This window comes from Bifidobacterium aquikefiri, from assembly GCF_002259795.1.
In the GTDB taxonomy this organism is placed as follows: domain Bacteria; phylum Actinomycetota; class Actinomycetes; order Actinomycetales; family Bifidobacteriaceae; genus Bombiscardovia; species Bombiscardovia aquikefiri.
Genome location: NZ_MWXA01000003.1, coordinates 23,100 through 41,227, shown reverse-complemented (window position 1 = coordinate 41,227; position 18,128 = coordinate 23,100). Strand labels below are relative to the sequence as shown.

15 protein-coding genes are annotated in these 18,128 nt (G+C 52.2%); 5 read left to right on the top strand and 10 right to left on the bottom strand.

Annotation, left to right across the window (positions count from 1 at the left end; all coding sequences use genetic code 11):
- Nucleotides 1-62 precede the first annotated feature (62 nt).
- From BAQU_RS01855 to BAQU_RS01845, 3 genes are read right to left on the bottom strand one after another with little or no spacing between them, the layout of a single operon-like run.
- Nucleotides 63-830: a CE1759 family FMN reductase gene (locus tag BAQU_RS01855; RefSeq protein WP_094692377.1), complete on the bottom strand. Its 768-nt coding sequence runs from the start codon at nucleotides 828-830 to the stop codon at nucleotides 63-65.
- Nucleotides 831-861: 31 nt separating this feature from the next.
- Complete coding sequence (locus BAQU_RS01850; protein ID WP_244568398.1) at nucleotides 862-2,121, bottom strand: CE1758 family FMN-dependent luciferase-like monooxygenase; 1,260 nt, start codon at nucleotides 2,119-2,121, stop codon at nucleotides 862-864.
- Nucleotides 2,122-2,155: 34 nt separating this feature from the next.
- Nucleotides 2,156-2,695 carry an NADPH-dependent FMN reductase gene (locus BAQU_RS01845; protein WP_094692376.1) on the bottom strand — a complete coding sequence of 180 codons (540 nt, stop codon included), beginning with the start codon at nucleotides 2,693-2,695 and terminating at the stop codon, nucleotides 2,156-2,158.
- A 105-nt stretch (nucleotides 2,696-2,800) separates the two neighbouring features.
- On the opposite strand from BAQU_RS01845, the gene BAQU_RS01840 reads away from it, so the two are divergent.
- Both BAQU_RS01840 and BAQU_RS01835 read left to right on the top strand, forming a co-directional pair.
- Nucleotides 2,801-3,892 carry a hypothetical protein gene (locus BAQU_RS01840; RefSeq protein ID WP_094692375.1) on the top strand — a complete coding sequence of 364 codons (1,092 nt, stop codon included), beginning with the start codon at nucleotides 2,801-2,803 and terminating at the stop codon, nucleotides 3,890-3,892.
- A gap of 200 nt (nucleotides 3,893-4,092) precedes the next feature.
- Nucleotides 4,093-4,725: a TetR/AcrR family transcriptional regulator gene (locus BAQU_RS01835; protein WP_143241944.1), complete on the top strand. Its 633-nt coding sequence runs from the start codon at nucleotides 4,093-4,095 to the stop codon at nucleotides 4,723-4,725.
- A 211-nt stretch (nucleotides 4,726-4,936) separates the two neighbouring features.
- Here the strand turns inward: BAQU_RS01835 and BAQU_RS01830 are convergent, their stop codons facing one another.
- Nucleotides 4,937-5,575: an HD domain-containing protein gene (locus BAQU_RS01830; RefSeq protein ID WP_094692635.1), complete on the bottom strand. Its 639-nt coding sequence runs from the start codon at nucleotides 5,573-5,575 to the stop codon at nucleotides 4,937-4,939.
- 155 nt (nucleotides 5,576-5,730) lie between these two features.
- On the opposite strand from BAQU_RS01830, the gene zwf reads away from it, so the two are divergent.
- Genes zwf through pgl form a run of 3 tightly spaced genes read left to right on the top strand, consistent with a single transcriptional unit; the run spans nucleotide 5,731 to nucleotide 9,141 of the window.
- Nucleotides 5,731-7,413 carry a glucose-6-phosphate dehydrogenase gene (gene zwf, locus BAQU_RS01825; RefSeq protein ID WP_094692373.1) on the top strand — a complete coding sequence of 561 codons (1,683 nt, stop codon included), beginning with the start codon at nucleotides 5,731-5,733 and terminating at the stop codon, nucleotides 7,411-7,413.
- On the top strand, nucleotides 7,410-8,342 hold the full coding sequence (locus BAQU_RS01820; protein ID WP_094692372.1) for a glucose-6-phosphate dehydrogenase assembly protein OpcA: 933 nt from the start codon (nucleotides 7,410-7,412) through the stop codon (nucleotides 8,340-8,342). The genes zwf and BAQU_RS01820 overlap by 4 nt, the downstream gene beginning before the upstream one ends.
- Nucleotides 8,335-9,141 (top strand): 6-phosphogluconolactonase, encoded by an 807-nt coding sequence (pgl, locus tag BAQU_RS01815; protein ID WP_094692371.1) that lies wholly within the window; start codon nucleotides 8,335-8,337, stop codon nucleotides 9,139-9,141. Before BAQU_RS01820 ends, pgl begins: the two co-directional genes overlap by 8 nt.
- A gap of 299 nt (nucleotides 9,142-9,440) precedes the next feature.
- Here pgl and gndA read toward each other — a convergent pair whose 3' ends face one another.
- The 6 genes from gndA to metG all read right to left on the bottom strand — a co-directional run bounded on the left by gndA (nucleotide 9,441) and on the right by metG (nucleotide 18,105).
- The gene (gndA, locus tag BAQU_RS01810; RefSeq protein ID WP_094692633.1) at nucleotides 9,441-10,907 is read right to left on the bottom strand and encodes an NADP-dependent phosphogluconate dehydrogenase; all 1,467 of its coding nucleotides are present in this window, start codon (nucleotides 10,905-10,907) and stop codon (nucleotides 9,441-9,443) included.
- 163 nt (nucleotides 10,908-11,070) lie between these two features.
- Nucleotides 11,071-11,940, bottom strand: a complete 870-nt coding sequence (locus BAQU_RS01805) for a class II glutamine amidotransferase (RefSeq protein WP_094692370.1) — start codon at nucleotides 11,938-11,940, stop codon at nucleotides 11,071-11,073.
- A gap of 194 nt (nucleotides 11,941-12,134) precedes the next feature.
- On the bottom strand, nucleotides 12,135-14,666 hold the full coding sequence (locus BAQU_RS01800; RefSeq protein ID WP_244568396.1) for a KUP/HAK/KT family potassium transporter: 2,532 nt from the start codon (nucleotides 14,664-14,666) through the stop codon (nucleotides 12,135-12,137).
- Between the two features lie 93 nt (nucleotides 14,667-14,759).
- The gene (locus BAQU_RS10400; protein WP_158215608.1) at nucleotides 14,760-14,915 is read right to left on the bottom strand and encodes a hypothetical protein; all 156 of its coding nucleotides are present in this window, start codon (nucleotides 14,913-14,915) and stop codon (nucleotides 14,760-14,762) included.
- Entirely contained in the window at nucleotides 14,905-15,861 is a 957-nt protein-coding gene (locus BAQU_RS01795) for a TatD family hydrolase (RefSeq protein ID WP_094692369.1), read from the bottom strand. The genes BAQU_RS10400 and BAQU_RS01795 overlap by 11 nt, the downstream gene beginning before the upstream one ends.
- 366 nt (nucleotides 15,862-16,227) lie before the next feature.
- Entirely contained in the window at nucleotides 16,228-18,105 is a 1,878-nt protein-coding gene (metG, locus tag BAQU_RS01790; protein ID WP_094692368.1) for a methionine--tRNA ligase, read from the bottom strand.
- Nucleotides 18,106-18,128: the final 23 nt, after the last annotated feature.

Genomic DNA, 18,128 nt, shown 5'->3' with positions numbered 1-18,128 from the left:
ATAGTGTGACCTACCACCAATCAATCGTTGTAGATGGTGCCAAGAGCATCACTGCCATCTATCTACAAACTGCCACCTGCAGCAAGATGCATCAATGAGCTGTCGAAATCAATATCAGCAGCGACATCGGATTGCTTCGAATCAGCATCATCATCGAACGTTGCCTTGAAAGTACGCGTATATTTTCCACCTACCGAATCGAGAAGGTTCTGATGCACATGAGCCATGACGAGCGCCGACAATTCAGCAGCCACTCTATCCTGATGCGCTGCAAGATCGGATGATCCCCAATCACCTGTGGCAGCCATTACACCAGTGGGAACAATGAGCGCACGCATAAATGCGAAAAGCGAGCGCATCGCGGTGTCAGGAACCAGTGCGTGACGCTCACTGCCTCCTGTGGCAACTACTGCCAGCGGGAGCCCGAGCACAATGTCGGAGTCTGCGATATCCCAGAACGATTTGAATAAGCCAGAATACGTAGCCTTGTATACCGGACTGGCAACGATAACCGCATCACTGTTCTGAACCGTTTGCAAGGCTTCCTGCAGCGCGGGTGATATCTGCAGTGTGACGGAAGCTATGGCTATATCGTTTGAGAGATTCTTCAGTTCAATGAGAGCAATTTCACTGTGTGCACCCCGGTTCTTGAGCAGTTCACCGGTTTTAAGGGCTATACCACGCGCCAGCTCGGTTGTGGTCGAAGGTTCACCCACCCCTGCGCTCACGATGGCAATATGATGAATTTTCCCGCCACCCGTAGCCGCAGAAGGCCCTCTCTGCGATTGTGTCGAATCAGCCAATGAAGCTTCCATAGAACTATCACTCATGCATATACCCCCAATGATTTCCTTAAACCTATCAATACAAACTCGGCATGTGAACCCTTTGATCCGGATCTGAATCGATGTATGGACTCGTGCCAGTCACATTATCGCCACGATTATCATGTGGTTTTGGCTGGCGAGCAGGCTTATCTCCATATTTGGCATGAACCATATCACTGTGGGAAGGCACGGCAACAGCTTGAGGACTACGCTCTGCGGCGAATTCCTTTCGCAGCACGGGCAGAATCTCTTCTCCCAGAATATCGAGCTGCTCCAGAACAGTATCGGATGGCAGACCACCATGATCGACCAGAAAGAGCTGACGGGCATAGTCGCCATAGTATTCACGCTGTTTAAGAATGCGATCAATCACCTGCTGCGGCGAACCAACCAGCAATGGTGTCTCCTCAATCATGGTTTCGAGAGGCGGACCGCCTTTATACACCGGGGAATTATTAAAATAGGGACGATACTCGCGGATTGCATCCTGCGAGTTGCGAGATATGTAGGTCTGCGCGGCAACACCTACGATGGCCTGATCAGCCGTGCCATGACCCCAGTGCTGGAATCGCTGGCGATAGAGACGCACCAATCTGCGGAAGTGATCCACTGGCCAGAAAATGCCGTTCGCGAAGAACCCATTGCCATAGAACGCGGCCTGCTCAGCGATTTCTGGGGTGCGAATCGACCCATGCCAGACGAATGGAGGAACGTCGTCGAGTGGCCTTGGAATCGATGTGAAACCTTGCAACGGCGTTCTGAACTTTCCAGACCAGTCAACCACATCGTTATGCCAGAGTTCGTGCAGCAGATTGTAGTTTTCCAATGCAAGCGGCAGACCTTGACGTATGTCCTGTCCGAACCAGGGATAGACGGGAGCGGTATTGCCGCGACCCAGCATCAGATCGATCCGTCCACCGGCAAGATGCTGGAGTATCGAATATTCTTCAGCCAACCGAACTGGGTCATTCGTAGTGATCAGCGTGGTCGAGGTGGACAAGATGATGCGCTTTGTCCTTGCGGCCACCGCAGCGAGAAAAGTGGTCGGTGAGGATGACCAGAATGGCGGATTGTGATGCTCTCCAATTGCAAAAACATCAAATCCCGCCTCTTCGACCTTCATTGCCTCTTTCAGCGAAGCCTGAATCCTCTCGGCCTCCGAAGGAACCGAATCACGAACAGGGTCGCGCGTCACATCGGACACCGACATAACACCGAACTGGATTGGTCCCGGCTGAGCCAACGAACCCTTGCGTTTGTTGATCTCAATTATTTCTTGAGCGTCCTGTGTCATGTCGTTTCCTTATCTCGGAATGAGCGGATGCGCCTTAGTTCTTGTGCTTTTCGATAAATGCTACGAATGCGTTAGCGAAGTCAGTAAGGAAATCCTTGGCATCGTCCGCGACTGAACCATCCTGATTAAGGCCGGTCGTTGCATTGAAATACACCTCTGGCTGACCCATGATTTCGGTATTGAGATATACAAGGGAGTTGCGCAATGCCGCCTGAGCCTGGGTGGTTCCCAAGGCACCAATGGATGCACCGACGATGGCAACGGGCTTGCCGTTGAACGAATTCTGGCCCCAAGGACGTGAAGCCCAATCAATGCCGTTCTTCAACACACCGGAAAAACTGCGGTTATATTCAGGAGTCACGAAGAGCACGCCATCTGAACGCTCGACCAAATCCTTGAGTTCCTTTGCCTTTGCGGGAAAGTCAGCTTCGAGATCCTGGTTGAACAGTGGAAGGTTCAGATCGCCGGTCTCAAAGGTCGTGCCTTCAGGAGCGAGAGTTTCAATGGCCTCTGCCAGACTTTTGTTGAAGGAATCCTCGCGCAGCGATCCCACTAGAACTGCAATGCTTGTCATGTTTCTCCCCTTACAGGTGTATTGAAATGAAAACGGCTCTTTTGCCGTCGCATATGTGTTAAAAATCAAATCAATGAAAAAATTCCTGATTTATGCTTATAGATTATGACGGGTCTGGCTGAGAATTATCAGAGTACACAGAGCATTTCACATGGGCACACGTTCCATATCGTGGCTGATTTGCAATGGATATGGGACTCTTTTCAGGGTGGTGCGGAGCAACTTTCCGCACAGTGGCAATTCAAACACGACCTGGGTTTGTGGCCTATCCCACATTTGGATGACAAGGATGCGCTGTGGATCGATCCTGCAAGTCTAGTCGCCAACAACGCTTGGCTCGAGCGTCAAGGTCAACCGCCGATCACACTGCTCGCACCTCCTCAGGATTGGATTGGCGGGTTGAGTCGGCTATTTCTTGGCAGAGAGGTGGTATTGCGAAGTGTCGCTGAAATCCTTGACATGGACGAATTCGGGGATGAGCTGGGTGACCGTCCTTGGTCTCAGCCAAATGAGGGAAGGATTTCTGGCTTCAGAGCCGCACGCCGAACCCTCTCACAGCTGAAGCACGATCTTCGGGGCAATACCGATCATCAGTCGCCTCGAGATTCGGCTCTTGCATCAGCCGATCCTACGTCACCCGCACCACTTGATTCAGTGTTGATGCTTCATGGTCATCTCGACGGCATCACCGAGGAATGGATGGTTGCAGCTCTTGATGGCAAGGCTTTCGCGGCAAGTCCGTATTGCATCCACTGCGGCAATCCATCGCGTGGGTCCACCGATTCGGAAGAGATCGTCACGATCTTTGATTTGCGAGACCATTCATGTTCAGAAGACATCCACTTTGACGAACGTCACCATCAAGAAGCGCTGGGCATTGTTGCAGATGCGCTTGAACAAACGCACGCTTCCAACGACTTTGCAGGAATGCTCAATATCGCTTTCCGAGACAAAAAGCCACCGGCAATACTTGAGATATCGCCATTGTGGTGCTCGGGACCGTATGGTTTCTCTGCTCAGGAACTGGCCATGATTCTCAAGGCCATCGCATCAAGCAGAATACCCCCCAGTGCAAGTGGTCAGGAGGGGTCTCGCAGCATCCCATGCCCTGATGTTTCCAGAGCCGTCACTGCAATGAAGGTCTTCAAGCCCGGACGATGGATGATTGAGCATTATGCCCAGCGCTATATTCGTTAGCGAGGTCACATTGAGATCGCATGTCTGATGCGTTCACGATTCCCCGTTAGGCGTGGAATGACTAGCCTCATTGGCTCTATGTCATGATTTGGTCAACTTATTCGACATTTGTACACTTCGTACAAACTCGGCCTAAATGGCCATTCTCGATAGAATGAAGAATCAGGGGATCACATAAGCGACAATACGAGGTGGTATTCATGACCGAAGGATATATTCAACATCAAAAGAAACAAGCTGAGAAAATCATTCAGGCGACTGAAGACTTGTATCTCAAGGGGGGCGTGGACAGCTTTACGATGGGCGACATCGCTGATACTGCCGGCATCACTCGTGCAACGGTATACAACTATTTCACCTGCAAGGAGGACATTCTCTGGGCCATTTTCTTCGGAAAGATGGCTGAACTCCTTTCACGCGTGGAAAAGAAGTTCAAGACGGCGCACACCACAATGGATCGTTTTCGCGCCTATGCAGAAGCGAACTATGAGTACTATCTCGAAGATAAGACCTTCGCGATCTTCTTCGATCTGTTCCTCACCATTTTCTCCAGCGCAAGCGACAAGCCCAAAAGCTTCTGGGACAACCCCTATAACGTCGCCCACTGGAAACCAGGCAAGACCATTGCCATGTTCAACGAGAACTTTGACGATGGCAGTGTCTGCAAGGGACTCGACGCGGAAACTACCGTTCCTGCCTTCTACTATGCCTTCCTCGGCACAATAAGCTTCGACTTCAAGAATCGAAAGGATCTTGAAAAGATCTACAAGCTCGACTTGAAGAAGGTCCTGCAAATGCAAGTCGGTTGGATCCTCTCCGGTATCAAAGGCTGAGATATGCTTTTGAGCGCAGAGTTCGTGGCTATCGAGGCCATAAACGTGGTGAATATCGAGTTTTGTTGCCTTTTCGAAGTATGAACTGATAAAAGGGGATGATATCAACGAGGTTTACGCCGAATTGAGCACCTCATACTGCAAAAAGGCAACAAAACTCGATATTCCGTCAGCAATGTCTGCTGACTTACGGCCACATGACCGCAAGGACCTAATGCCGAATGGGCTGACTGTAGCGTTCTGCTAGCTGAGAGATGTCAGGAAGCCCATATTTTGCAACGAGTTTTCTCCAACGTTCGTAATTGGCATCGCCAAACTTGGCAGCCCTTTTGTTTTGCCTGCTTTCAGCGATGAACGACGATGGCACCGATTTGCTGTTGAATTTGTCAGCATACATAACCAGCTCCTGCTCGTCGTTGAGCGGGACATAATCGGCCACGGGCAATGGTAGACCTTCGTCGATCACATCCTGCCTGTATAGCCCCACACCCGTGTGATTTCTGGCGAATTGCGCAATTTCCTCGTCCAATCCTTCCTGCAGCAGTAACCGATACCCCAGGACTCCGTGCAGAATATACCGCTTGCGATTGAATTTCAACGGCTTACCATCAGCACCATCATGTTCGAACACCTGGTAAGTGCCAATGTCGTGTAACCAAGCCCCAACAAGAGCCAGATCCAAATCGAAATCATCATTTCTCCAAGTTGCCCCTGATGCTTCTGCCAGTTCAAGTGTGATATCCGCCACAATCTGACAATGGGTATGAACCATGCGGTATGCAGCTTCTGAAGGCGCAAAGTGGTGGTGGAGTTCATCGATTGCTTGCTGATTTGGTAATTTTCGAGTCATACCTGCATCGTACAAAGCCCCTTGACGCACCTTCTGCGCATGCCCCAAAGCAGCCATCGCCATCAGCCTCTTATACGTCATTCGTGAACTTTCAAGCATGTCTTCGAGTTCTGAACGTAGAATCGTCACGTAAGAATAGTCATCGAGGGGGCAATATGGGGAATTCCAGCAGTGGTCAAAGTTCCACACCCGACAGTGAAACCAAGACGTCTGCAGCAGCAGTCAAGGCATCAACCGGCACGACATCCGATTCGTCACATGCGCTGGTCACGCCAGGTGCAGATGCGTCATCGCAATCCGGCGCACAGTCCGACGAGCATTGGAGCAATCCACTGAGAGACCCAAGCGACCTGCGACTCCCGAGAATTGCAGGGCCCTGCTCCTTAGTCATCTTTGGCGTTACCGGAGATCTGTCCAAGAAAAAGCTGCTGCCGGCGATCTACGACCTCGCAAATCGAGGATTGTTGCCAGCTGGGTTCGGTCTGATCGGCTTCGGCCGTCGTGACTGGTCCGATGAGCAATTTGGCAACTTTGTCAAGGAAAACATGCAGGCTCACTGCCGTACTCCTTTCAAGGAGACAACATGGAGCCACCTGGCCAAGGGGCTGCGCTTCGTCCAAGGAAACTTCGACGATGAACAGGCCTTCACCAATCTTTCGAAGACGGTCTCAGAACTTGACCGCGACCGTGGAACCATGGGCAATCACGCGTTCTACATGTCAGTACCGCCAAAGGCATTCCCCGAGGTTTCACGTCAGCTGGCAAAGTCTGGTCTGTCTCATTCGACCAAGGGTGCATGGAGACGCGTCATCATCGAAAAGCCGTTTGGCCATGATTTGAAAAGCGCCAAGGAACTTGACCGCGTCATCTCAAGCGTCTTCGATCCCGAATCCGTATTCCGCATCGATCACTATCTCGGCAAGGAGACGGTACAGAATATCTTGGCTCTGCGCTTTGCCAACATGATGTTCGAACCAGTGTGGAACGCAAATTATGTAAGTCACGTTCAGATCACCATGGCCGAAGACATCGGCATCGGAGGCCGTGCCGGTTATTATGACGGCATCGGTGCTGCACGAGATGTGATTCAAAACCATCTGCTCCAACTCATGGCACTTACCGCCATGGAAGAGCCTGTATCATTCTCCGCTGCCGACCTGACCGCTGAAAAGACTAAGGTGCTCTCCGCCATTCGTGTGCCGAAGGATTTGGAACACTACACTGCTCGTGGGCAATATGCCGACGGTTGGCAGGGTTCCGAGAAGGTCGTCGGGTATCTGAACGAGAAGGGCATCGACAAGACTTCCACCACGGAAACGTATGCTGCGCTTCGTCTTGACGTCGATACGCGCCGCTGGGCAGGCGTGCCGTTCTACTTACGAACCGGCAAGCGACTCGGCAAGCGAGTCACTGAGATCGCGCTCGAATTCAAGCGAGCACCTCATCTTCCATTCGAAACGACCGCCACGCGGGAACTGGGTGCAAATGCAATCGTCATCCGCATTCAGCCAGACGAAGGCGTGACTCTCCGCTTTGGAGCGAAGGTCCCTGGAACCGCAATGGAAGTGCGTGACGTCAGTATGGACTTCAGTTATGGCCGCTCTTTCACTGAATCCTCACCAGAAGCATACGAGCGTTTGATCCTTGACGTTCTGCTTGGCGACCCTCCCCTATTCCCGACAACCGAAGAGGTTAATCTGTCATGGAACATCCTCGATCCCGTCGAGGAATACTGGAGCACGCTTGGGCAGCCTCAACCGTATGCCTCGGGTACCTGGGGTCCAGCTCAGTCTGATGAAATGCTCGAACGTGACGGAAACCACTGGAGGCTGCCATGATTGTCACACTGTCACAAACCACAACGTCTGCGATATCATCGAAGATTGAAAATCTGCACAAGGAGCGCGGTGAGGTTGCCCTCGGACGCGTTCTTACAATGCTCATCTGCACCACTTCAGACAACTTGGAATCGACGCTTGAGACTGCCAATGAGGCAAGCCGGGAGCATCCTTGCCGTGTGATCGCCATAGTCGATGCAGAGCGCAACAAGCATGAAGATCCCCGTCTGGATGCTCAAGTTCGTTTCGGAGCCGATGCCGGGGCGGGCGAAATCATTATTCTGAAACCGTACGGAAACTTGACAAGACATCTCGATACCTTGGTGATTCCACTCCTCGTTCCCGATGCCCCTGTGGTCGCCTGGTGGCCGACCAGAGTTCCCGAGGATCCTTCAAAGGATGCCTTGGGTGCAATGGCCCGTAATCGTATCACCGATGCTCTTCGCGCGCCTAACCCAGAAGCTGCCTTCACAGCACTTCGAGCTCACTGGTCGTCTCAGGATGTGGACATGTCTTGGACACGCCTGACACGGTGGAGAGCTCTGGCAGCAGCACTGCTTGATCAGCCACCGCATCTTGCCGTGGTGTCGGCCCGAGTAACCGGTCAGTCGCATTATCTGCCAGTGGATCTGCTCGCAGCCTGGCTTGCAGTACGGCTCGAAGTTCCCGTTACCCTTGATCAGAAAACCTCTGAGCATGCAATCACAGGCATCTACCTGACACGCGAGGATTCCAGCGTAGTAAGCATTGAACGCCATAATGACGAGGATCAGGCGATGATCACGCAGGCTGGTGCACAGGCCCAGGCCATAGCAATGCCTATGCGCACACTTGAGGAGTGTCTGAGCGAGGAGCTGCGCAGACTCGATCCTGACGAAATCTATGCAGAAGTCATCAACCGCGGATGGGGAATGATCGACCATGACTGAAACCGCAAGTGTCTCGATGCGGAGGGTCATTCAGTATGCGAGTCCAGAACTGATGCACAAGGCCACGGCCGAACGCTTCCTGCTGGAACTGAGTGACCGCCTCGCTGCGGGTCCACGCGTCGATGTTGCCCTCACTGGCGGTACCGATGGCACTGCCGTGCTGAAAGCCGTTGCAGAGAGCCCGTTGAACGATGCTGTGGACTGGTCACGGGTGCATCTGTGGTGGGGTGATGAGCGCTTCGTTGCCGCTGATTCACCAGACCGCAATGCACAACAGGCACGAGAGACCTGGTTTGGCAAACTTATCGACGATGGACTGATGCCAGCTTCTCATGTGCACGAGATGCCTGCTGATACACGTACAGAAACCGAAACATCATCCTCATCAGACGAAGATGATGTGACACTGCTCAATCGCGCTGCGGATGAATATGACAGGGAACTTGTATACGAACTGGGTATGCATCCCAAGCTGGATGTCGCGATGTTCGGTGTTGGCCCAGACGGTCATTTTGCTTCGCTGTTCCCTGATTTTCCGGAAATCCGCATTGACGACCCACGCAAACGAGTCGTGGGTATCACCCACTCTCCCAAACTACCCCCACTGCGTCTGACACTGACCTCACCCTTCATTCGCAGCAGTGACAAGGTGTGGATGCTCGCCGGTTCAGAAGGCAAGGCCAAGGCCGTTGCAGGCGCACTCTCCGGCGTGAACAACCCTCACGTTCCCAGCTCCTTCGCAGCAGGAGAGCACGAAACTCTCTGGCTCATCACCAAGGCATCCGCCAAGCTGCTCTGAACACGATCTCAACCGTGCGCGGAGACACCATTGTGAGTTTTGTGCCAATTTCAAAGTGTCAACCACAAAATCATTAAAAATTGGTGGATAGCATACCGTTTCTGGGATGTAGTTCATGGAAATTGCCACAAAACTCGGGAATCTGGAAAAATCGTAGTAACTTTCGGACGAAAAAGCTCCTATGTTGACCTCTTAACGCAGCAAGAGGTCAACATAGGAGCTTTCTGTTATTTAAATCTACAGTCTGTCGCTCGAAAGCTCGCGAACATATTGAATCCGCATAGACACACTGAAAGTCTTCAGGACTGCTTGATTTCCTTCTGGTTGCCTGCCCAGAGCGTGTGGAACGCGCCTGGCTCGTCAACACGTCCATAGGTGTGAGCGCCAAAGAGATCGCGCTGGCCCTGAATCAAAGCTGCCGGAAGCCTCTTCGAACGCAGACCATCGTAATAGGCCAGGGAGCTGGAGAACACTGGAACCGGAACGCCTGCCTGCGCTGCAGTCGAGACCACGCGACGCCAGGATTCCTGCGCATTCTCGACGGCCTTCTTGAAGAATGGATCGAAGAGCAGCGAGCCGAAGCTTTCTCCCGAGCCATAGGCATCAGAGATGCGGTTGAGGAACTTGGCACGGATAATGCAACCGCCACGCCAGATACGTGCAACAGCACCCAGATCGATCGTCCAGTCGTATTCCTTGGCACCGGCCTCGATCTCAGTGAAGCCCTGTGCATAAGCCACAATCTTCGAAGCGTAGAGCGCCTGACGGATGTCCTCGATGAAAGCCTTCTTGGCCTGTGCATCATTGGCAATCTTGGAGAGGAACTCGGTTGGATCAGGTCCTTGCAATACCTTCTCCTGTGCCTCCTTGCGAAGCTCAGATTCGGAAGAAAGTCCACGGGCGAATACAGCCTCACCGATGCCAGTAACGGGGGTTGCGAGGGACAAGGCGGTCTGAACGGTCCATGTTCCGGTACCTTTCATTCCAGCCTGATCGGTGACGATGTCGATGAACGGTTTGCCGGTCTTCTCATCGACATGGCTCAGCACCTGCGATGTGATCTCGATGAGATACGAGTTCAAGTCGCCTTTATTCCACTCCCCAAACACGTCAGAAATCTCTTGCGGAGCCATCCCCAAGCCTCGACGCATCAGATCATAGCTTTCGGCGATAACCTGCATATCGGCATATTCAATGCCGTTGTGCACCATCTTGACGAAGTGACCAGCACCATCAGTGCCAATATGAGTCACGCATGGCTCACCCTCGGCAACCGCGGCGATCGACTTCAGAATCGGTCCAAGAGTCTTCCAGGATTCCTCCGTGCCACCGGGCATCATGGAAGGTCCAAGCAACGCACCTTCCTCGCCACCGGATACGCCGCAGCCCACAAAGTGCAATCCGCGAGCGCGGATGGCTTTTTCACGGCGAATCGTATCCTTGAAGTAGGCATTGCCTGCATCCACGATGATGTCGCCCTTCTCCATCACATCGGCCAGCTCGTTGATCACGGCATCGGTCGGCGCACCGGCCTGGACCATGATGATTGCCGTGCGGGGCTTTGCCAGTGAATGAACGAACTCCTCAACGGTCTTGGAAGGAATGAACTTGCCTTCGGAACCGTGCTCGTTCATCAGAGTTTCCGTACGTGAATAATGACGGTTGAATACTGCAACGGTGTTACCGTGATGGGCGAGATTTCGTGCAAGGCTTGCCCCCATAGCAGCGAGCCCAACAACACCGATATTTGCCTGTTCCTCTGTCATCGCATCCCTTTCTGTGCCGGCAGACCGAGCAGCATGACACACTGTGGCGCCACCTCTGCCAGATACCGAATCACCAAGCGTTCGACAAGGCATTTCCTTGAAGTAATACCGAATTGATTCTATTGCCTCAACTTGACTGGATACACCAAGTTCGCTGAAAACTTCACAGCGAGCGGATTGAATACTCACCCGTTCTATTGGAAATGGAAATGAGTTCATTGTTCTGCAATTCCACCCAGCCATCTTCTGCCCTCTGGGTGTAGCCAGACGATGAAACCACCACTCCGACCTGCTTGTCCTGTTTGTCCTTGATTTCGCGATAGCGGATGGCACGATAATCAAGCGCGTGCTTCTCAACGCCGTATTCCTTATATATCTCGGAGATTCTTGGGGGGATTTCAACTCTTCCCGAAGCGCGAACGCACACGAGCTGATCGCGACTCTGTATCAGGCAGTTGTATGAAGATTTTGGATATACCTTGCGCAACTTGCCAATCGCCTGGCTCACCGCCTGCTCAAGTGGATATCCTTCGCTGAGTTCCTGCAGCACAATGGAAAAATACATGGCTGTGTCGCTCTTGCCCCCGGTACTGAGAAAAAGCTCCTTATCGATGGGGAAGTCGGAATTTTGAACAATATTGCGACCGTCATCATCGCTGATGTCGCCGTTGTGGCTGAATGCGATGCCTGAACTGTAGAAAGGCTGTTGATTTTCCATGATCAATGGAATGTTCGATGATGCAAGGCGAAGATGGAAGATGGCACCGCGAGCGGGCTGCCTGGCGAATGCCTCAAATGCAGGATCGAGCGCAGCCTCAACTGTTGAGCGGTAGTAGCGATTTTCAGTTTCAGGACTTGGCGCGCCGCCGTCCTTGCTGAACGGCTCATCCTGCGTTGCAGCCAAGAGTGCAGCCCCCCAACCATCGTTGTGGATTCTTGAAATCTCCCGAAACTCCACAACTGCCTCATGGCCGAGTACTTCCTCCAGACTGAGATTGCGGCCGTCTGTTGCATAACCCAATAATCTGCACATAATACGCATTGCACCTAAATGTAAAAGCCGAGAGCCTTTCCGCAATGGCACATGCTCACTGCGTCGGGCACTCGGCATAAATGGTCACCGATGTTGTACATTATGCCAGTTGTTTGAGTTAACTGTGTAAAAGGTCTCACAGCTGAAGATAGACAACCGGCATTGATGACAGCTTCGAATCGTGTTCGTTGCAATTATTCCTTGGGCATCCGCCGAATCGTGCTCGAATGATGTCGCGAACGACGCAAGGCAATGCGTTTCAGACGAGGGACCGGACGAGTCGATACAAAGAGTGGTTGAACTTCAACCAATGGATTGTATGGAGCCAGACCGAACCATTTCACAGGCGATCCAGCGACATGTCTGATAGCATACTTGACTTCCAGTGATATAGCACCACGCGTCGTGATCTTCGACTCTGGCATAAGTGCCTTATGCACCAGCACGTATTTAATGGTTCCAATCTGCGGATCCTCATCAACCTTGGGATAGAGCGAAGTCTGCTTGGGAAGTTCCCCACTATCAATCAGCTCATGCATGATCTGATGCAGATATGTGGCAACGTTGGGATCCACCTTGAAACCAAGGCGTATTCTGACGCGATACATATAGTTCGTGTCAAAGTTCTCTACCGAGTATTCACGCGTGAACGGATCGTCGGTGGTCTGCACAGACACCGACCACCATGCGCGGGCCCGCTTCGGATGATCTGCAAAGATTGAGAAGAATATGTCGGTATCCAGACGCCCCATCTCGGCATCGGATGTCAGATAGACCAGATTGTCAGCAAAATAAGGAATTCTGAAGTCTTTATGCAACATATCCAGCGCAGGAAGAAATTCCTTCGGATTCATATGCCTGCGTTGTGAACGCTCTACGCGTGTGCCTTCGTCCCAGGTGTACATGACAAAGAGAATGGCAATCGTGAGCAGCATGGTGAACCAGCCACCGTGCAGGAACTTTGACATCGAAGCAAGGAAGAACAATGTCTCAATGGCAAGGAACACGACCGTAAAGATAATCGCCAGCACATGCTTGCCCTTGAACCAGATATAGACGGTGAGCAGCACGGTGGTCGTGATCATCGTGATATTGAGTGCCAGACCATAGGCTGCGGCAATATGTTCGGAGTCTCTGAACAGCGCAAGAACTATCAAGGTTGCACTGCACAGCACCAGGTTGACGACAGGAATGTATAGCTGCCCACGGGTTCTGGCTGGATAGCGAACCTGCAAATGCGGCATCCAATTCAGGCCGGTTGCCTCCGAAACCATCGTGGATGCACCGGTTATCAATGCCTGCGAGGCGATGACACCTGCAGCGACGGAAAGCACGACCGCGGCATAGCGCACGCTCGGATTGAGCATCTGGAAGAACGGATTCAGATTCGTGACACCATGCAATTCCCTATTGTTCTGGTTGCGCAGCATCCAGGCACCCTGACCGAAGTAGTTCAATACCAGAGCAACCTTGATGAATGGCCATGTGGCATAGATATTGCCACGGCCAACGTGTCCCATGTCCGAATACAGTGCCTCGGCACCGGTTGTCGAAAGGAATACCGTCCCCATGATGGCAAGGCCTGCAACATTGTTGTGGCTGAACAGGAATTGAATGCCATACCAGGGGTTGAGCGCCGCGAACACCGACCAGTCATTGTTGAGATTGAGCACGCCGGCGATGGCAAGGAATCCGAACCATACCATGACGGTGATGCCGAAAACCTTGCCAATGCGCTCCGTTCCGCGCGACTGCACCGAGAACAGCACCAGAATCACGACCACCGTGATCATCAGGGTGAGATTCTCGTTGTCACTGAATACCGAGTTGAGCATGGGCAGTGTCTTCAGACCCTCGACTGCGGAGGAAATCGAGACTGCCGGAGTAAGAACCGAGTCGGCGAGGAAGGCCGCTCCACCGAGCATTGCAGGAATGACCAGCCACCGAGCATGGCGTCTAACCAGGCTATAGAGTGCGAAGATGCCACCTTCGCCCTTGTTGTCAATGCGCATGGCAATCATGACGTATTTCACTGTGGTAATCAGCGTAATCGACCAGAATACAAGGGAGAGCATGCCGAGTACGGCTGGTCTATTCGTGTTCTCGAGTCCGCCTTGGCCTGCAAGGAATGTCTGGGCCATATAGAGTGGCGAGGTGCCAATATCGCCGTAGACAACGCCCAAGGCAACGATAGCCATGCCAAAGGTGATCTTATCCGGCGACTGTCTGGCCTTGCGAATCAGACGTCCAAACGGTCCATGAGGCTTCTTCGCGAGAAGTGTCGCTTCACGCATTGCCTCCTTGCGGGCGCGTTTCATTGCCGCTTTCTCTTCACGGGTTCTGCCTTGCTTGGAAACCTTGGGAGCCTTCGTGATGCTCTCTGAGGGAAGAATCGATTCAGGAATCACATCGTGCGAAATCTTCTCTTCTGCGTTTGGTTTCTCCGTGGCTTCATCTTCAATGTCCTGTTTTCTGATGATTTGAGTAACCGCTGTGTCTTCGGCGAAATCCGGTTCATCCGAGCGGGCTGAATCATCCTTTGCCGATTCGGATTTCATATTGTGTGAATCATGCCCTTTCGAACCATGTGAGTCCGAATTGTGTGGGTTTGGACTATGATCCTCCGAAGTGTTGCCATCAATGCTGTCAGCCCTGTCATGGGAGTTGTTGTTATCACCATTCAAGCCGATGTTTTCAGCAGATGAATCATGCTGCGTTCCAGCCATACACCCTCCAATGGCAGTCGGTTGGTAAGGCTGCCTCACGAGTTAATTACGCGTCCGTTACACGTTAGCACCTTTCATATCCATACTGAACTTTCACGCTTCGCCTGTATTGAAAAATAGGAAATGAATGGTGTACGGCAGTGAGATACTGACGGCCGTTACTCGCAGACCAAGCAATCGTGACATGACATCGTACTGCCATGCACTGCAACCGGTCACTGCCTTGGGGCGATAGACTTCAGATACCATAGACCCTTCGCGTTGTTGCTCGCGTGGCTCGCGCAACTGCTGCAACGGGCATGGCTACGGCATCGGCCATGGCTGCCAAAGTATAGGGAATCATATATGGCGCATTGGTTCGTCCACGATAAGGCATCGGAGAAAGATATGGCGCATCAGTTTCGACCATGGCATGATCCAAACCTACAATTCTCAACGACTCTCGAATGCCGTCGTTGCCCTTGTACGACACGGTTCCAGAGAAGCTCAAATACCAGCCATGTTCCTTTGCGATTTCGGCCATATGCGCATCGCCAGAATATGAATGGAATACTGTTCTTTCAGGCGCGCCATCGTTGAGTAGGGTTTCTATCACTTCCCGATGGGCGTCACGATCATGGATCTGCAGTGGTAGGTTCAATTCCTTGGCGAGTGCGATATGGGCACGGAAGGCTTCGCGCTGGATTGTGACAGCACCCTGACCGGTTCTGAACAGATCCATGCCCGTCTCCCCTATGGCGACAACCTGCTTCGGATATGCTTCTGCAAGTTCTGCTACCTTGGCAAAAGCATCCTCGAAGCTTGTATCGTGCCAAGGTTTATATTGCACCGGCAATCCGTCAGGACCCTGAACACCGCGATGACCGTGAAGGACGGCCTCGTTGGGGTGAATCGCAACCGCAGCATGAACCGATTGTGGATATTGCAAAGCCATATCGAGGGCTGTCTGCAGATGAGGAAGTTCACAACCGACATCGATGATGCCCTCCACTCCGGATGCCTTGGCCTTGTTCAGAAGTTCATCAATGGAAAATACAGGGACATCCGCTTGACCGCGCTCCTGCGCCTGACGGTTCATCTCACGGGCGAATGGCACCACGGATGCGACATGCGTATGGTCATCAATGACATACGCATCTGCCGGTAGCGGCTGTGGTGCCGGTGCCCAACTGCGATTGCGATGGTGTTTGCTCATACCCTCCATTGTGCGTGGGGTGTCGACTGCGCTTGTGCGAAACCAGGGGTGAACCAGTCCAGAAAAGAAGAAACCCGACGGGGGGAACCGTCGGGATTAGAGAAGAGAGAAGAAGGGATTCAGTTATGGGATTCGGCTGGGAATCTCATCAGCGCTACCATCTGCTGACATCTTTTATATAACCAGCCAATCCTTGACGAGATGATGTGCTTTCCTCAAAGTTCTCTGAAAATCGTGTGTCGGCTTTGTGACGGAATGATTTTGGCGATGCATACTTTAGAATTGCCACAAAACTCGATATTGGCCAGACACCGTTAGGTTGCAGCTCCCGCACAATGTTTCCTATCGCTTCACGTGCCCCAAATGTTACTTTTCTTGCCTTTCTTTCGCCAATTCTGCCTTAGCATTTGCCAGTCGGTCGGCTTCCTTCTGACGACGAGCGTCCAAAGCAGTCTGGAAACGGTCAAGTTCCTCTTGAACTGCCTCTTTTGGAATCTTCTGGAATATTGGCGTTGGCTTTGCGATATGCGTGCCGTCAACAAGTGGTCCACGCTTCCAAGGATGTACATTCACGCCAAGCTTGTAGGTACCGGTAATGATCTGGTACTCGAAATCTGGCTTGTCCAGATCGCGCACCTGTTCCAAATGCGGCAGTGGAGAGAACGTTCCCTTACCCCCCATGGTCTCGTAGACCTTCTGCGCAGAATGAGGAAGGAATGGCGCAAGCATCACATTGGCATCGCAAACAACCTGAGCGGCAGTATGCAGAATCACCGCGACGCGATCCTCATCGTCCTTGATTTTCCATGGTTCTTCAGCAGAAATATATTTGTTGACTTCCCCAACAAGTCGCATGGTCTCACCCAAGGCAGCCTTCTGACGATGATGCTCGATAAAATCACCGACCGTGTCGAAGGCCTTGGCACTTTCATCAAGCAGTCTCTTATCTTCAGCTCTCAGACTTGATTCCTCAACATGTGGTATTGCACCAAAATGCTTGAACAGCAAGTTTGCCACACGATTGACCAGATTTCCCCAGCTCGAAGCAAGTTCTTCGTTGTTGTGGCGAACAAACTCAGCCCAAGTGAAATCTGCATCCGAAGTCTCGGGACCAGCGATGGAAATGTAGTAGCGGACAGCGTCGACCTGATAGCGCGCAAGAATATCCTTCACATAAATGACGATGCCCCTTGATGAGCTGAACTTCTTCCCTTCCATGGAAAGGAATTCGCTCGCCACGACCTCTTGCGGCAGATTCAGCTTGCCGAAGTCTCCCGCTTCGCCGCCCTTCGAACCTTCACCGTCATAAGCCAGGAGCTCTGAAGGCCAGATCTGCGAGTGGAAGGTGATGTTGTCCTTCCCCATAAAGTAATAACCAAGGGCTTCTGGATCGTTCCACCATGCGCGCCAGGCGTCAGGGTCTCCTTGACGGCGTGCCCACTCGATGGAAGCCGAAAGGTAGCCAATTACGGCATCGAACCACACATACAGGCGCTTGTTCGGATTATCAATCCATCCATCGACGGGAATGGGAATACCCCAATCAATATCTCGCGTGATAGCACGCGGTTTGACCTCTTTGAACAGACCGATCGAGAAGTTGATGACATTGGTTCTCCAACCCTGACGAGTCTTCAACCAAGCAAGATTTGCATTAGCCAATGCAGGGAGATCAAGGAAGAAGTGCTCTGTCTCCTTGAAAATTGGTGTCTCTCCGTTGATCTTCGATACCGGGTCAATCAGCTCATCAGGATCGAGTTCGTTGCCGCAATTATCGCACTGATCGCCGCGAGCACCTGAAGCGCCACAAATCGGGCACGTCCCCTCGATATAGCGGTCTGGAAGCGTGCGTCCTGTTGATGGAGAGATGGCAACCTTCTGCGTACCTTTATATATGTATCCGTTTTTCAGGCACTGTTCAAACATGTTCTGTACGACATGTTCGTGGTTGCCAGTTGTGGTTCTGGTAAACAGGTCATAGCTCAAGCCCAAGTCGCACAGGTCCTTTGAAATGACACGGCTATACCGGTCCGCGAGTTCCTGCGCACTCACGCCCTCAGCTTCGGCCTGCACCAGAATAGGAGTTCCGTGCTCATCGGTGCCCGAAACCATCAATACGTCGTTGCCCTTCATGCGTTCATAGCGTGCATACACGTCGGATGGCACTCCAAAACCAGCAACATGACCAATGTGACGCGGACCATTAGCATACGGCCAAGCGACCGAAACAAGGATATGACTCATAATCCATGATTATTGGTGTCGGC

What these genes read in the sequence shown, in the direction of transcription:
- BAQU_RS01795 (WP_094692369.1), bottom strand. Translation starts at nt 15,861, where the DNA reads ATGAGCAAACACCATCGCAATCGCAGTTGGGCACCGGCACCACAGCCG.
- BAQU_RS01830 (WP_094692635.1), bottom strand. Translation starts at nt 5,575, where the DNA reads ATGACTCGAAAATTACCAAATCAGCAAGCAATCGATGAACTCCACCAC.
- zwf (WP_094692373.1), top strand. Translation starts at nt 5,731, where the DNA reads ATGGGGAATTCCAGCAGTGGTCAAAGTTCCACACCCGACAGTGAAACC.
- BAQU_RS01855 (WP_094692377.1), bottom strand. Translation starts at nt 830, where the DNA reads ATGAGTGATAGTTCTATGGAAGCTTCATTGGCTGATTCGACACAATCG.
- pgl (WP_094692371.1), top strand. Translation starts at nt 8,335, where the DNA reads ATGACTGAAACCGCAAGTGTCTCGATGCGGAGGGTCATTCAGTATGCG.
- BAQU_RS01820 (WP_094692372.1), top strand. Translation starts at nt 7,410, where the DNA reads ATGATTGTCACACTGTCACAAACCACAACGTCTGCGATATCATCGAAG.
- BAQU_RS01840 (WP_094692375.1), top strand. Translation starts at nt 2,801, where the DNA reads ATGACGGGTCTGGCTGAGAATTATCAGAGTACACAGAGCATTTCACAT.
- gndA (WP_094692633.1), bottom strand. Translation starts at nt 10,907, where the DNA reads ATGACAGAGGAACAGGCAAATATCGGTGTTGTTGGGCTCGCTGCTATG.
- BAQU_RS01845 (WP_094692376.1), bottom strand. Translation starts at nt 2,695, where the DNA reads ATGACAAGCATTGCAGTTCTAGTGGGATCGCTGCGCGAGGATTCCTTC.
- BAQU_RS01835 (WP_143241944.1), top strand. Translation starts at nt 4,093, where the DNA reads ATGACCGAAGGATATATTCAACATCAAAAGAAACAAGCTGAGAAAATC.
- BAQU_RS01805 (WP_094692370.1), bottom strand. Translation starts at nt 11,940, where the DNA reads ATGTGCAGATTATTGGGTTATGCAACAGACGGCCGCAATCTCAGTCTG.
- BAQU_RS01800 (WP_244568396.1), bottom strand. Translation starts at nt 14,666, where the DNA reads ATGGCTGGAACGCAGCATGATTCATCTGCTGAAAACATCGGCTTGAAT.
- BAQU_RS01850 (WP_244568398.1), bottom strand. Translation starts at nt 2,121, where the DNA reads ATGACACAGGACGCTCAAGAAATAATTGAGATCAACAAACGCAAGGGT.
- metG (WP_094692368.1), bottom strand. Translation starts at nt 18,105, where the DNA reads ATGAGTCATATCCTTGTTTCGGTCGCTTGGCCGTATGCTAATGGTCCG.
- BAQU_RS10400 (WP_158215608.1), bottom strand. Translation starts at nt 14,915, where the DNA reads ATGGTATCTGAAGTCTATCGCCCCAAGGCAGTGACCGGTTGCAGTGCA.